The sequence below is a fragment of the Staphylococcus lugdunensis genome (assembly GCF_001558775.1).
Lineage (GTDB): Bacteria > Bacillota > Bacilli > Staphylococcales > Staphylococcaceae > Staphylococcus > Staphylococcus lugdunensis.
In genome coordinates this window covers 2311922-2326190 of the sequence record NZ_CP014022.1, presented here as the reverse complement: position 1 = coordinate 2326190, position 14269 = coordinate 2311922, and the positions used below count along the sequence as shown (strand labels likewise).

6 protein-coding genes, 6 tRNA genes and 3 rRNA genes are annotated in these 14269 nt (G+C 38.8%); 1 reads left to right on the top strand and 14 read right to left on the bottom strand.

Annotated elements, in window-relative coordinates:
* Nucleotides 1-80 precede the first annotated feature (80 nt).
* The gene (locus tag AL499_RS10845) at nucleotides 81-1154 is read left to right on the top strand and encodes a hypothetical protein (protein WP_002461288.1); all 1074 of its coding nucleotides are present in this window, start codon (nucleotides 81-83) and stop codon (nucleotides 1152-1154) included.
* 336 nt (nucleotides 1155-1490) lie between these two features.
* Here AL499_RS10845 and AL499_RS10840 read toward each other — a convergent pair whose 3' ends face one another.
* From AL499_RS10840 to AL499_RS10775, 14 genes are all read right to left on the bottom strand, one after another.
* The gene (locus tag AL499_RS10840; RefSeq protein WP_002478931.1) at nucleotides 1491-2342 is read right to left on the bottom strand and encodes a Cof-type HAD-IIB family hydrolase; all 852 of its coding nucleotides are present in this window, start codon (nucleotides 2340-2342) and stop codon (nucleotides 1491-1493) included.
* 268 nt (nucleotides 2343-2610) lie between these two features.
* Complete coding sequence (gene glmS, locus AL499_RS10835) at nucleotides 2611-4416, bottom strand: glutamine--fructose-6-phosphate transaminase (isomerizing) (RefSeq protein ID WP_002478930.1); 1806 nt, start codon at nucleotides 4414-4416, stop codon at nucleotides 2611-2613.
* Between the two features lie 736 nt (nucleotides 4417-5152).
* Nucleotides 5153-6508, bottom strand: a complete 1356-nt coding sequence (glmM, locus tag AL499_RS10830; protein WP_002461291.1) for a phosphoglucosamine mutase — start codon at nucleotides 6506-6508, stop codon at nucleotides 5153-5155.
* A gap of 23 nt (nucleotides 6509-6531) precedes the next feature.
* The gene (locus AL499_RS10825; protein ID WP_002461293.1) at nucleotides 6532-7464 is read right to left on the bottom strand and encodes a CdaR family protein; all 933 of its coding nucleotides are present in this window, start codon (nucleotides 7462-7464) and stop codon (nucleotides 6532-6534) included.
* A gap of 1 nt (nucleotide 7465) precedes the next feature.
* Nucleotides 7466-8272 (bottom strand): diadenylate cyclase CdaA, encoded by an 807-nt coding sequence (gene cdaA, locus AL499_RS10820; protein ID WP_002461294.1) that lies wholly within the window; start codon nucleotides 8270-8272, stop codon nucleotides 7466-7468.
* Nucleotides 8273-8408: 136 nt separating this feature from the next.
* Nucleotides 8409-8481, bottom strand: a tRNA-Lys gene (locus AL499_RS10815).
* A 3-nt stretch (nucleotides 8482-8484) separates the two neighbouring features.
* Nucleotides 8485-8559 (bottom strand) — tRNA-Gln (locus AL499_RS10810).
* A 5-nt stretch (nucleotides 8560-8564) separates the two neighbouring features.
* A tRNA-Tyr gene (locus AL499_RS10805) sits at nucleotides 8565-8648 on the bottom strand.
* Between the two features lie 15 nt (nucleotides 8649-8663).
* Nucleotides 8664-8739: transfer RNA gene (locus tag AL499_RS10800), tRNA-Val, on the bottom strand.
* A gap of 9 nt (nucleotides 8740-8748) precedes the next feature.
* A tRNA-Glu gene (locus AL499_RS10795) sits at nucleotides 8749-8820 on the bottom strand.
* Between the two features lies 1 nt (nucleotide 8821).
* Nucleotides 8822-8896: transfer RNA gene (locus AL499_RS10790), tRNA-Asn, on the bottom strand.
* A gap of 12 nt (nucleotides 8897-8908) precedes the next feature.
* Nucleotides 8909-9023, bottom strand: a 5S ribosomal RNA gene (rrf, locus tag AL499_RS10785).
* A 67-nt stretch (nucleotides 9024-9090) separates the two neighbouring features.
* A 23S ribosomal RNA gene (locus tag AL499_RS10780) occupies nucleotides 9091-12012 on the bottom strand.
* Between the two features lie 491 nt (nucleotides 12013-12503).
* Nucleotides 12504-14054, bottom strand: a 16S ribosomal RNA gene (locus tag AL499_RS10775).
* Together the 16S, 23S and 5S rRNA genes with 6 tRNA genes alongside form the textbook arrangement of a ribosomal RNA operon.
* Between the last annotated feature and the right edge of the window lie 215 nt (nucleotides 14055-14269).

The following is a 14269-nucleotide window of genomic DNA, read 5'->3' as shown; positions in this document are numbered from 1 at the left end:
TCATAATATGTTAGATATTCATTTAAAATTTTTTCAAATTTTGATATTGTATTTATATTAACGTAAAGGAGTGCTTCATTTTGTTTAAATTTCATAAATTAGCAATCAAAAATACAAAGTCACATTGGTTGTTAACATTTGTTTTTGCAATGATCAATGTGTTAATTCTCTTTGTGCTTTGTCAATTTCTTCCAAAACTATATCTAAGTAAAGTTAGTAATGACATGCAAGAGACTTTGATACAAAAAGGTAATGTTGATCCTCAACAATTACAGGAGCAATTACAGACGATTAATATCATTGTTTTGGTTGTTATAGCGATTATATTCCTTCTTGTTGGATATCAACTACTAGCTGGTTCTATTAATGTCATATCAAAATCTATTAAAAAGCAAAAATTTGGCTTTTCAGATTTACTTGTTTCATTTAAAGGTGGCAAATACATTTCTAGTATTTTACTCGGTATCATCAGTTTAATACTATATATCGCTTTAACTTGGATACATGCATTTCTTTTAAAATATCTCTTCAAAATTGTTGGAGAATTAATTAAACCTTTAGAAATTCAGAGTCAAAATACGTTATTGATTATTCAAATTGTAACATTTGTTTTTGTTTCATTTATTATTTCAATTCTATTGTGGATTGTATTAATACCTATGATAAACAGTACTGTACAATTTACTCAAGACCGTAATAAAACAGCTATTGCCTCATTAGAAGACGGTTTTAAAGGAATTGCGAATGGACAAAAAACGTGGTTTAAATTTTTTGTAGGTGTGTTATTGATTAACTTAATCGCACTCATCATATCACTTATATCATCGTTGGATATCTATTTATTACAAAATATGTCACAAACACTGGCTTATAACATTCATATTGCTATAATCATACTAGTGGCAATTATCACTATTATAATACATTACTTAAATACTTTAGGTGTTGTTCAATACTTTATTCGCAACGGAGAACCAGTCAATGTGTCTCAAGTTAAAAAGGATAAAAAAAGTAGCAAAAAGAACAAATCCGAATCATTAAATTCACAAGATGATAATGATTTAGCTTCTAATAATACAACATCTACAGAAACACACACGACTAAACCAACTGACGAACAAATACACACATCGATTGATGAACGTCAAAAATAAAATACAGGCTGGGACATAAATCCCTAAAAAAACAGCAGTAAGATCATTTTCAATTAGAAAATATCTTGCTGCTGTTCTCTATTTTCACAATACTTCGTATTAACATGTAATTTCACCTTTAAATGCTTAAAAAATAAGGCAGTTTCGTATCATTTAATAAATATTACTAAACTAAATAAACGAGGTGCCTTATGTATAATAATGATAACATGACGCAATATACGTTATTTATAGAAGCATCAGTTTTAATCACTTCAAATTATATTGTAAAAATCATAGCGAAGAAAAGATTTTAACATTACAATCTTAATACTTTGTATTTATGTCCCAACTTGGTTATAAAAATCTATCTGCTAAATAACGTGCTGCACCATCTTCTTCATTATCATAAACCGTAACATCGTCAGTCAAATCCTTTATTTCTGGACGTGCATTCTTCATGGCTACCGTAACATGACCATATTTAAACATCGCGCGATCATTATCACTATCTCCAATGACAAGCGTCTCTTGCTGTTGAATACCAAAATGCGCAATCATTTCAGCAATGCCACTGCCTTTATCAACACCATATGCCATCGTCTCAGCATTAAAGCGAGATGAATTAGATACGCTAATGTTCAAACTTAATTGTTGGTCAATAAGTGACTGCCTAAACTGAGTAATTTGTGCTAAATCTGTAGTGAATAAATATATTTTAGAATATGATGTTTCAGGCAATGTTTTAACCCAGTTAATCTTACCTTTGAGCGCGTCTTTACGAGAACGCCATTCGCTAATCCCTACATTGTTTTGTGGTTCTTCTTCCCTCACCATGCCACGCATCCAAGATTCATCTTGTTGCAGTGCAAGGCGTTGTCCTTCAAATGGAAAGACCTCATAATATATATGTTGTTGTTGTGCTAATTGAACAATTTTATTTACCGCTTCTTGTGTTAAACTATGTCGAAATATATTATGCGCTTTGACCTCACCACTGGTACCATTGGAACTTATGATACCATCAACTGTAAATCCTTTAGGAACAAGCTGATTAATTTCAGCATAAGAACGCCCTGTAGCAAGAAAGACCTTATACCCCTTAGCTCGCAATTGGTCTATTACTTCTTTAGTATAACCACTAGCTGTATTATCTTCGTGTAGGATCGTACCATCCATATCTAAAAATATTGCTTTAATTATATCCATCTTTCTTTGTAACCTCCTAAGGTAATCATCTTCTGATGTAATTATCTTCATTATAGACAATTATTGGCCAATGTTGAAATTTACTTATAGCGCTACAAATAGTCTTTGAAATGAGAATAATTATAGCAAATAAACTTACTGAAAAGTTTAATAACGTCTTCCTATAAAAAAACAAGGAGTAAGACAATATTAGTTTAAATTTCGAAAAACCAGCTTGGGTATTTCTAAATACCTATTATTGTCCTACTCCCTATATATGTTAACTAATTTATTCAACCGTCACTGATTTTGCTAAATTACGTGGTTTATCAACATCTAATCCTCTATGCAACGCTGCATAATATGAAATAAGTTGCAATGTAACTACTGATACTAAAGGTGTTAACAACTCATGAACACGAGGAATTACATATGTGTCTCCTTCTTTTTCCAAGCCTTCCATTGAAATAATACATGGATGTGCACCGCGTGCAACAACTTCTTTGACATTACCACGAATAGATAAGTTCACCTTTTCTTGAGTGGCTAGCCCTATTACTGGTGTTCCTTCTTCAATAAGTGCAATCGTACCGTGTTTTAATTCTCCACCCGCAAAACCTTCAGCCTGAATATATGAAATTTCTTTTAATTTCAGTGCTCCTTCAAGACTGACATTATAATCCATTGTTCGACCAATAAAGAAGGCATTACGTGTAGTTGCTAAAAAGTCTGTCGCAATTTGCTCCATTTTTGGTGTATCATCTACAATTGTTTCAATTGCTGTCGTTACTTTAGCTAACTCTCTTAATAAATCTATATCTGCTTCATGACCATGATGTTTGGCAATTACTTGAGATAATATTGCCAATACAGCAATTTGTGCCGTATATGCTTTTGTTGAAGCAACCGCAATCTCTGGACCAGCATGTAACAACAGTGTATGATCTGCTTCACGTGATAGCGTAGAACCAGCAACATTCGTAATGGTCAATGCCTTATGTCCTAGTCGATTAGATTCAACTAACACTGCACGACTATCAGCCGTTTCACCAGATTGTGAAATATAGATAAATAATGGTTTTTTAGATAGTAGAGGTGTATTATAGACAAATTCTGATGCTACATGCACTTCTGTAGGCGTACCTGCCCATTTTTCAAGATATTCTTTACCTACCAAACCGGCGTGATAACTTGTACCTGCTGCAATAATATAGATACGGTCTGCTTCAGCAACATCTTTAACAATATCAGCATCTATTTTTAAATTACCTTGTCCATCTTGATATTCCTGGATAATACGTCTCATGACAGCTGGTTGATCATTAATTTCTTTTAGCATATAGTGCGCATAAACACCTTTTTCAGCATCTGAAGCATCAATTTCAGCTGTATATGCATCACGTTCTTGAATATTGCCATCTAAATCTTTAATTGTTACACTTTCTCTTTTAACGATAACAATTTCATGATCTTTAATTTCTTTATATTGATTCGTAACTTTAATCATTGCTAAAGCATCCGAAGCAATAACATTAAAATGATCTCCAAGACCAACTAATAAAGGTGATTTATTCTTAGCAACGAAGATTGTATCTTTGTCTTGTTCATCTATTAAACCTAAAGCATAAGAGCCATGTAAGAGAGATACAACTTTAGTAAAAGCTTCCTCAGTAGATAACCCTTTATTTGAAAAATATTCTACTAATTGAACGATAACTTCAGTGTCTGTATCAGATACCAATGTTACATCTGTTAAATAGCTATCTCTTAGTTCTTCATAATTTTCAATTACACCGTTATGAACTAATGTAAAGCGTCCACTTGTTGATTGATGTGGATGTGAGTTTTGGTAATTAGGGACGCCGTGTGTAGCCCAACGCGTGTGACCGATTCCAATAGATCCATCAATATCATTATTGTCAGCCACTTTGCGTAATTCAGCGATTCTACCTTTTTCCTTAAAAACCTTTGTTCCCTCTTCATTAGCAACAGCAATACCTGCTGAATCATAACCTCTATATTCTAATTTTTCTAACCCTGATAATAATAATTCTTTGGCCTTATCATAACCTATATAACCTACAATTCCGCACATATATTTAATTTCCTCCATTAGAAATAATAAAGTACATTATATGACGTATTGCTGTAATTTAGATTAGCAATCATCTGTCATACCTTCATTTAAGCAAAGTTAAACAAGCCTGTCGTTCTATCGTTTCAAAAGCAAATTACAGCTCTATTTGTAGAAACATAAAAACAAGCCCTTATACTTTATTTTTCATGATATTAGTTTGGCGATCTTATTAATTTTGTCCATTAAGTTACCTCAATGTTTTATTTAATAAGCTGTCGAATGAGCCACATCCGGGATAGCATCCGCCGATCACTTCGATCACTATCCTCCTCGTCTACAAAAGTTAAATAAATGTCTCTAACAACTCTCTTGTATTAGTTGTTGGTCGTCAACATGTATTTAAACAATTGCACAGGCGCTATAATTGTTTTTATTCACTTTCCTCCTTTCCATTAATGTTTATTTTACAATGTTTGAAAGTTATATTGCAAATATTTTCACAACATTATACTGAATTTTATTTAAAATTCTTAGAATAACCGAGATGTTAAAATAATTTTACACTACTAAATATAACTTTGCGCTATAAAAAATAAATGTGTCATATTTATTTTTTAAGTGTTGTAGTTCCTTGAGCAAATTTAATCTCTGGAAAACTAATGTGAAGTTTTAAAAAAACATTTTATAAGAAAAAAAGCTAATGAAACAATTTAAATATGCTTCATTAGCTTTACATTACAATGTTTAACTTATTTTATTTTTCTAAGCCCATTTTTGCTTCTACAACTTGAGCAATTTGTTCGGCGTAGCGGTTTGCATTATCATCTGTAGAAGCCTCCACCATTACACGAACTAGTGGTTCAGTTCCTGAAGGTCTTACTAGAATTCGACCTTCTCCATTCATTTCAGCTTCAACTTTTGCTATTTCAGCTTTCACATCTTCATTTTTTTCCACATTATATTTATCTGTTACTCTTACATTTATAAGTGATTGTGGATATTTTTTCATTTGTGCCGCTAATTCACTTAGAGGTTTACCACTCATTTTAATGATTGAAGCTAATTGAATACCTGTTAATAAACCATCACCTGTTGTATTGTAATCCATCATTACAATATGTCCAGATTGTTCACCACCTAGGTTGTAGTCACCTTTTCTCATTTCTTCAACAACATATCTGTCGCCTACTTTAGTTTTATTTGAAGCAATACCTTCATTTTCTAAAGCTTTATAAAAACCTAAATTACTCATGACAGTTGAAACAATCATATCTTTTTTTAATTCTTGATTCTTATGCATCGCTTGGCCAATGATAAACATGATTTGATCACCATCCACGATTTGACCATTTTCATCAACCGCAATGATACGATCACCATCACCATCAAAGGCTAAACCGAAATCACTGTTTGTTTCTAATACAGTTTTAGCAAGATTTTCTGGATGAGTTGAACCACAATTTTCATTGATATTATACCCATCTGGACTGCAGCCAATTGTTTCTGTATCTGCTTCTAAATCACCAAAAAGGAACGGTGCTAATGAAGACGTTGATCCGTTAGCGCCGTCTAACGCAATTTTCATACCTTCTAAATTAACATCTACTGTTGATTTTAAGAAACTTAAATATTTTTGTGCTCCTTCAAAATAATCAGAATAATGTACAATATCTTGTCCCACTGGTCTAGGTAATTCAGGATTTTGTTGTTCTAATAGGGCTTCAATTTCGTTTTCTTGATCATCTGACAATTTAAAACCATCTGAACCAAAAAACTTAATACCATTATCTGCAACAGGATTATGTGATGCTGAAATCATGACGCCTAATTCAGCACCCATTTCTTTTGTTAAGTATGCAACACCAGGCGTTGATATCACACCTAATCTCATAACTTCTGCTCCGATTGAGACTAATCCTGCAATTAAAGCAGCTTCTAACATTTCTCCAGATACACGCGTATCTCTACCTACTAGAACTTTAGGATGCGCTTCATTCTCATTATGCGCTAATACATAGCCACCATAACGCCCTAATTTAAAGGCGAGTTCTGGTGTTAATTCTTTATTTGCAATACCTCTTACTCCATCTGTACCAAAATATTTCCCCATCAAAAATACTCCTCTACTTTTTATTAATTTATTGTAATTTCTGCGTTTGTTTCACTCGGGTCAAGTTTCGACACATGATCAGGCAATTTAAATTTCACGGTCTGACTCGTATTTTCTTTAACATCATCTAAATCTATTTCAGCTGTAACTTCTTTGATATTTGCTAAATCATCTCGGTTGCCAAATAGTTCGACTTCATCATCATCAAGTTTGATGTTCTGTACTTTTGCATTATTTGGTAAAGATCCAACCGTTTTAACATTTACTTTAACTTTTTTAGAATACGGCTTAACCTTTACACTTAATTTAGCGCTGTCTGGTTGAATTGTAACATTTAATTTATTTAATTGTTTATCAAAAGCCGCTATGTCAGCAATATCTGTTGTATCTTTATCAATTTTATTGGCATTTCTAAATGTTGCCTTTAAATAAGCAATTTGATTTAACTGTTCTTTACCACCTGTAACCTTCACAGTTTCAGGAGATACCTTTTCTTCGCTTACTTTATAGTTACCAGCAATATCGTTATTACTAATATCAGGCGTGACATGCATTGTACGCGTCACTTTGTCTTCTAAAGTTACATGTGCTTGCTTAGGCTTCACATTATAATTAATATCATTGCTTAATCCCTTTACCACATAATCTTCTTTATAATTACCTGCTCTTGCTTTAGACAAATCTACTGCAACTTTAATATCATCTGCGTTCTCAATTTTAAGCAATTTAGATTGAGGTCCTGAAATCGTTACATCAACTGTGTCTGGTGCTTTAGTTACATGCAAATTTTTTGTATTATAAATTACTTGAACAGGTACATCTTCAATCGTCTTGGATGAATTTTGAGATAAGTCATTGTTACTAAAAATATTTCCAAATACATTATTCACAGATAAATAGAAAAATAGTGCCAATATAAATGCTACAAAACGTAAGCCCCATTTATTTTCTAACATGTCATTTCACACCCTTCTTTTGAAAGTGTGAGCCAAACCAATGTTCAGCTAGTAGTTCTTCAAATACTTCATTTGAAATATCTCGTCTCAACTTTCCATCAAAAGTAACTGAAATAGACCCCGTCTCTTCAGATACAATCACGGTGAAAGCATCAGAAACTTCAGAAATTCCGACTGCAGCACGATGTCTTGTACCTAAACTTTTAGATATTTTTGCGCTATCAGATAATGGTAAATAACTTGCAGCACTGGCAATTTTAGTTCCCTGAATAATCATTGCACCATCATGCAACGGAGTATTAGGAATAAACACATTCGTTAATAGCTCTTGTGAAATATCTGAATCTAAAGGAATTCCCGTTTCAATATAATCCTGTAAGCCTGTTTCTTTTTCAAAAACAATCAAAGCGCCTATACGTCTTTTAGCCATATATTGCACAGCTTTCGAAACAGCTTCTATTAATTTCTCTTCATCACGACTGTAAGTATTAGTATAGCGTTTAAACAAACTTCCTCTACCTAATTGTTCAAGTGCACGTCTTATTTCAGGCTGGAAGATAACAATAAGGGCAAGTACTCCCCATTGAATGACAATGTCAAACAACTTAGAAGTTGCTGTCAAATTAAGCACTTTACTAATTTGTTGAAAGATGACAATAACAACTATACCTTTGAGCAGTTGAATCGCTTTAGTTCCTTTAAAGACAGTAATGAGAAGATAGAGAACGTACCAAACAATAATCAAGTCAAGTACGCTTGTTATAATTTTTAAAGTACTTAGATTACTAAAAAAATTAGAAAAATCCATGACATCTCCTCCGGTTTCAATTTCATGATATTAATTATACCAATCATTATAATAACTGTCATATGAACACTATAATTTATGTCAAAATTTTTGATAAAAATAAAAAAAGCACTTTCCTGAGAGAAAGTGCAAACAATGAGCCATAGAGGATTCGAACCTCTGACCCTCTGATTAAAAGTCAGATGCTCTACCAACTGAGCTAATGGCTCTAATGGCTGGGCTAGCTGGATTCGAACCAGCGCGTGACGGAGTCAAAGTCCGTTGCCTTACCGCTTGGCTATAGCCCATAAAATGGTGGAGGGGGGCAGATTCGAACTGCCGAACCCGAAGGAGCGGATTTACAGTCCGCCGCGTTTAGCCACTTCGCTACCCCTCCGACTTATATTTAAAATGGTGGAGAATGACGGGTTCGAACCGCCGACCCTCTGCTTGTAAGGCAGATGCTCTCCCAACTGAGCTAATTCTCCATAAAATAATGACTCCTACGGGACTCGAACCCGTGTTACCGCCGTGAAAGGGCGGTGTCTTAACCGCTTGACCAAGGAGCCATGGCTCCACAGGTAGGACTCGAACCTACGACCGATCGGTTAACAGCCGATAGCTCTACCACTGAGCTACTGTGGATTAATATAACTTGCCTGGCAACGTCCTACTCTAGCGGAACGTAAGTCCGACTACCATCGGCGCTAAGGAGCTTAACTTCTGTGTTCGGCATGGGAACAGGTGTGACCTCCTTGCCATTATCACCAGACAAGTGAATGTTATACATTCAAAACTAGATAGTAAGTAAAATTGATTTTGCGTCGCAAAACATATATTTGATTAAGTCTTCGATCGATTAGTATTCGTCAGCTCCACGTGTCGCCACGCTTCCACCTCGAACCTATTAACCTCATCATCTTTGAGGGATCTTATAACCGAAGTTGGGAAATCTCATCTTGAGGGGGGCTTCATGCTTAGATGCTTTCAGCACTTATCCCGTCCATACATAGCTACCCAGCTATGCCGTTGGCACGACAACTGGTACACCAGAGGTATGTCCATCCCGGTCCTCTCGTACTAAGGACAGCTCCTCTCAAATTTCCTACGCCCACGACGGATAGGGACCGAACTGTCTCACGACGTTCTGAACCCAGCTCGCGTACCGCTTTAATGGGCGAACAGCCCAACCCTTGGGACCGACTACAGCCCCAGGATGCGATGAGCCGACATCGAGGTGCCAAACCTCCCCGTCGATGTGAACTCTTGGGGGAGATAAGCCTGTTATCCCCGGGGTAGCTTTTATCCGTTGAGCGATGGCCCTTCCATGCGGAACCACCGGATCACTAAGTCCGTCTTTCGACCCTGCTCGACTTGTAGGTCTCGCAGTCAAGCTCCCTTATGCCTTTACACTCTATGAATGATTTCCAACCATTCTGAGGGAACCTTTGAGCGCCTCCGTTACCTTTTAGGAGGCGACCGCCCCAGTCAAACTGCCCGCCTGACACTGTCTCCCACCACGATAAGTGGTGCGGGTTAGAAAGCCAACACAGCTAGGGTAGTATCCCACCAGCGCCTCCACGTAAGCTAGCGCTCACGTTTCAATGGCTCCTACCTATCCTGTACAAGCTGTGCCGAATTTCAATATCAGGCTACAGTAAAGCTCCACGGGGTCTTTCCGTCCTGTCGCGGGTAACCTGCATCTTCACAGGTACTATGATTTCACCGAGTCTCTCGTTGAGACAGTGCCCAAATCGTTACGCCTTTCGTGCGGGTCGGAACTTACCCGACAAGGAATTTCGCTACCTTAGGACCGTTATAGTTACGGCCGCCGTTTACTGGGGCTTCGATTCGTAGCTTCGCAGAAGCTAACCACTCCTCTTAACCTTCCAGCACCGGGCAGGCGTCAGCCCCTATACATCACCTTACGGTTTAGCAGAGACCTGTGTTTTTGATAAACAGTCGCTTGGGCCTATTCACTGCGGCTCTTCTGGGCTTGCACCCTAAAGAGCACCCCTTCTCCCGAAGTTACGGGGTCATTTTGCCGAGTTCCTTAACGAGAGTTCGCTCGCTCACCTTAGAATTCTCATCTTGACTACCTGTGTCGGTTTGCGGTACGGGCACCTGTTATCTATCTAGAGGCTTTTCTTGGCAGTGTGAAATCAACGACTCAAGGAAACAATTTCCTCTCCCCATCACAGCTTGACCTTATGAGTGCCGGATTTACCTAACACTCAGTCTCACTGCTTAGACGTACAATCCAATCGTACGCTTCGCCTATCCTACTGCGTCCCCCCATCGATTAAAACGATACTAGGTGGTACAGGAATATCAACCTGTTATCCATCGCCTACGCCTGTCGGCCTCAGCTTAGGACCCGACTAACCCAGAGCGGACGAGCCTTCCTCTGGAAACCTTAGTCAATCGGTGGACGGGATTCTCACCCGTCTTTCGCTACTCACACCGGCATTCTCACTTCTAAGCGCTCCACATGTCCTTGCGATCATGCTTCAACGCCCTTAGAACGCTCTCCTACCATTGTCCAAAGGACAATCCACAGCTTCGGTAATATGTTTAGCCCCGGTACATTTTCGGCGCAGTGTCACTCGACTAGTGAGCTATTACGCACTCTTTAAATGATGGCTGCTTCTAAGCCAACATCCTAGTTGTCTGGGCAACGCCACATCCTTTTCCACTTAACATATATTTTGGGACCTTAGCTGGTGGTCTGGGCTGTTTCCCTTTCGAACACGGACCTTATCACCCATGTTCTGACTCCCAAGTTAAATTAATTGGCATTCGGAGTTTGTCTGAATTCGGTAACCCGAGAGGGGCCCCTCGTCCAAACAGTGCTCTACCTCCAATAATCATCACTTGAGGCTAGCCCTAAAGCTATTTCGGAGAGAACCAGCTATCTCCAAGTTCGATTGGAATTTCTCCGCTACCCTCAGTTCATCCGCTCACTTTTCAACGTAAGTCGGTTCGGTCCTCCATTCAGTGTTACCTGAACTTCAACCTGACCAAGGATAGATCACCTGGTTTCGGGTCTACGACCAAATACTCAACGCCCTATTCAGACTCGCTTTCGCTACGGCTCCACATTTCCTGCTTAACCTTGCATCAAATCGTAACTCGCCGGTTCATTCTACAAAAGGCACGCCATCACCCATTAACGGGCTCTGACTACTTGTAAGCACACGGTTTCAAGTTCTCTTTCACTCCCCTTCCGGGGTACTTTTCACCTTTCCCTCACGGTACTGGTTCACTATCGGTCACTAGAGAGTATTTAGCCTTAGGAGATGGTCCTCCCAGATTCCGACGGAATTTCACGTGCTCCGTCGTACTCAGGATCCACTCAAGAGAGAACATATTTTCAACTACAGGATTATTACCTTCTTTGATTCATCTTTCCAGATGATTCGTCTAATATATTCCTTTGTAACTCCGTATAGAGTGTCCTACAACCCCAATAAGCAAGCTTATTGGTTTGGGCTTTTCCCGTTTCGCTCGCCGCTACTCAGGGAATCGATTTTTCTTTCTCTTCCTCCGGGTACTAAGATGTTTCAGTTCTCCGGGTCTGCCTTCTAACATGCTATGTATTCACATGTCGATAACACAACATAACTTGTGCTGGGTTTCCCCATTCGGAAATCTCTGGATCAATGCTTACTTACAGCTACCCAAAGCATATCGTCGTTAGTAACGTCCTTCATCGGCTTCTAGTGCCAAGGCATCCACCGTGCGCCCTTAATAACTTAATCTTCCACACTGCGCTTTAAGTCAATCGCATTCATATGGCTTCGTTTCACCATTTTAAAGCTCATTCATTTTGAGTCAAACGCGCGCATGCTTTGTTGTTTCATCATTTCTAATGCTCATTTACATTAGTAAACTGCGCTTAGAAATGCTTCAAAGCCTCGCCTGACAAACGTTTTCTTTCAAAATTATATAAGTGTGTATGTGTTATTAATCTTGTGAGTGTTCTTTCGAACACTAGCGATTATTTCTTATGAATTCAAGCTTATTTAAAACTCTAATTCACTCGGTTTTGCTTGGTAAAATCTAATTTACTTACTTATCTAGTTTTCAATGTACAACAATCAATTTTAAATGAAGCATTGGCAAATAGTATTATTTGTCAAACGCTCTCTTTTAAAACGATTTATTTGAATGTTAATAAACATTCAAAACTGAATACAATATGTCACGTTATTCCGCATCTTCGTAGAAGATGTTCCGAATATATCCTTAGAAAGGAGGTGATCCAGCCGCACCTTCCGATACGGCTACCTTGTTACGACTTCACCCCAATCATTTGTCCCACCTTCGACGGCTAGCTCCGAATGGTTACTCCACCGGCTTCGGGTGTTACAAACTCTCGTGGTGTGACGGGCGGTGTGTACAAGACCCGGGAACGTATTCACCGTAGCATGCTGATCTACGATTACTAGCGATTCCAGCTTCATGTAGTCGAGTTGCAGACTACAATCCGAACTGAGAACAACTTTATGGGATTTGCTTGACCTCGCGGTTTCGCTGCCCTTTGTATTGTCCATTGTAGCACGTGTGTAGCCCAAATCATAAGGGGCATGATGATTTGACGTCATCCCCACCTTCCTCCGGTTTGTCACCGGCAGTCAACTTAGAGTGCCCAACTAAATGATGGCAACTAAGCTTAAGGGTTGCGCTCGTTGCGGGACTTAACCCAACATCTCACGACACGAGCTGACGACAACCATGCACCACCTGTCACTTTGTCCCCCGAAGGGGAAGACTCTATCTCTAGAGCGGTCAAAGGATGTCAAGATTTGGTAAGGTTCTTCGCGTTGCTTCGAATTAAACCACATGCTCCACCGCTTGTGCGGGTCCCCGTCAATTCCTTTGAGTTTCAACCTTGCGGTCGTACTCCCCAGGCGGAGTGCTTAATGCGTTAGCTGCAGCACTAAGGGGCGGAAACCCCCTAACACTTAGCACTCATCGTTTACGGCGTGGACTACCAGGGTATCTAATCCTGTTTGATCCCCACGCTTTCGCACATCAGCGTCAGTTACAGACCAGAAAGTCGCCTTCGCCACTGGTGTTCCTCCATATCTCTGCGCATTTCACCGCTACACATGGAATTCCACTTTCCTCTTCTGCACTCAAGTTTTCCAGTTTCCAATGACCCTCCACGGTTGAGCCGTGGGCTTTCACATCAGACTTAAAAAACCGCCTACGCGCGCTTTACGCCCAATAATTCCGGATAACGCTTGCCACCTACGTATTACCGCGGCTGCTGGCACGTAGTTAGCCGTGGCTTTCTGATTAGGTACCGTCAAGACGTGCACAGTTACTTACACGTTTGTTCTTCCCTAATAACAGAGTTTTACGATCCTAAGACCTTCATCACTCACGCGGCGTTGCTCCGTCAGGCTTTCGCCCATTGCGGAAGATTCCCTACTGCTGCCTCCCGTAGGAGTCTGGACCGTGTCTCAGTTCCAGTGTGGCCGATCACCCTCTCAGGTCGGCTACGTATCGTTGCCTTGGTGAGCCGTTACCTCACCAACTAGCTAATACGGCGCAGGTCCATCTATAAGTGATAGCAAAACCATCTTTCACTATTGAACCATGCGGTTCAACATATTATCCGGTATTAGCTCCGGTTTCCCGAAGTTGTCCCAGTCTTATAGGTAGGTTACCCACGTGTTACTCACCCGTCCGCCGCTAACGTCAAAGGAGCAAGCTCCTTATCTGTTCGCTCGACTTGCATGTATTAGGCACGCCGCCAGCGTTCATCCTGAGCCAGGATCAAACTCTCCATAAAAAATTATGATGTTTGATTAGCTCATAAATACTAATTAAATCTTTTGTAACGTTTTGTTACATTATTGGAATTAACGTTGACATATTGTCATTCAGTTTTCAATGTTCATTTTAAAAGCAATCTCTTTCATTATACTTACAATAACTTCAAAAGTCAATTGCTTTATGTCGTTTACTTAAATTATTATATTTCAATTTTATAAGGTTTTCAATGGT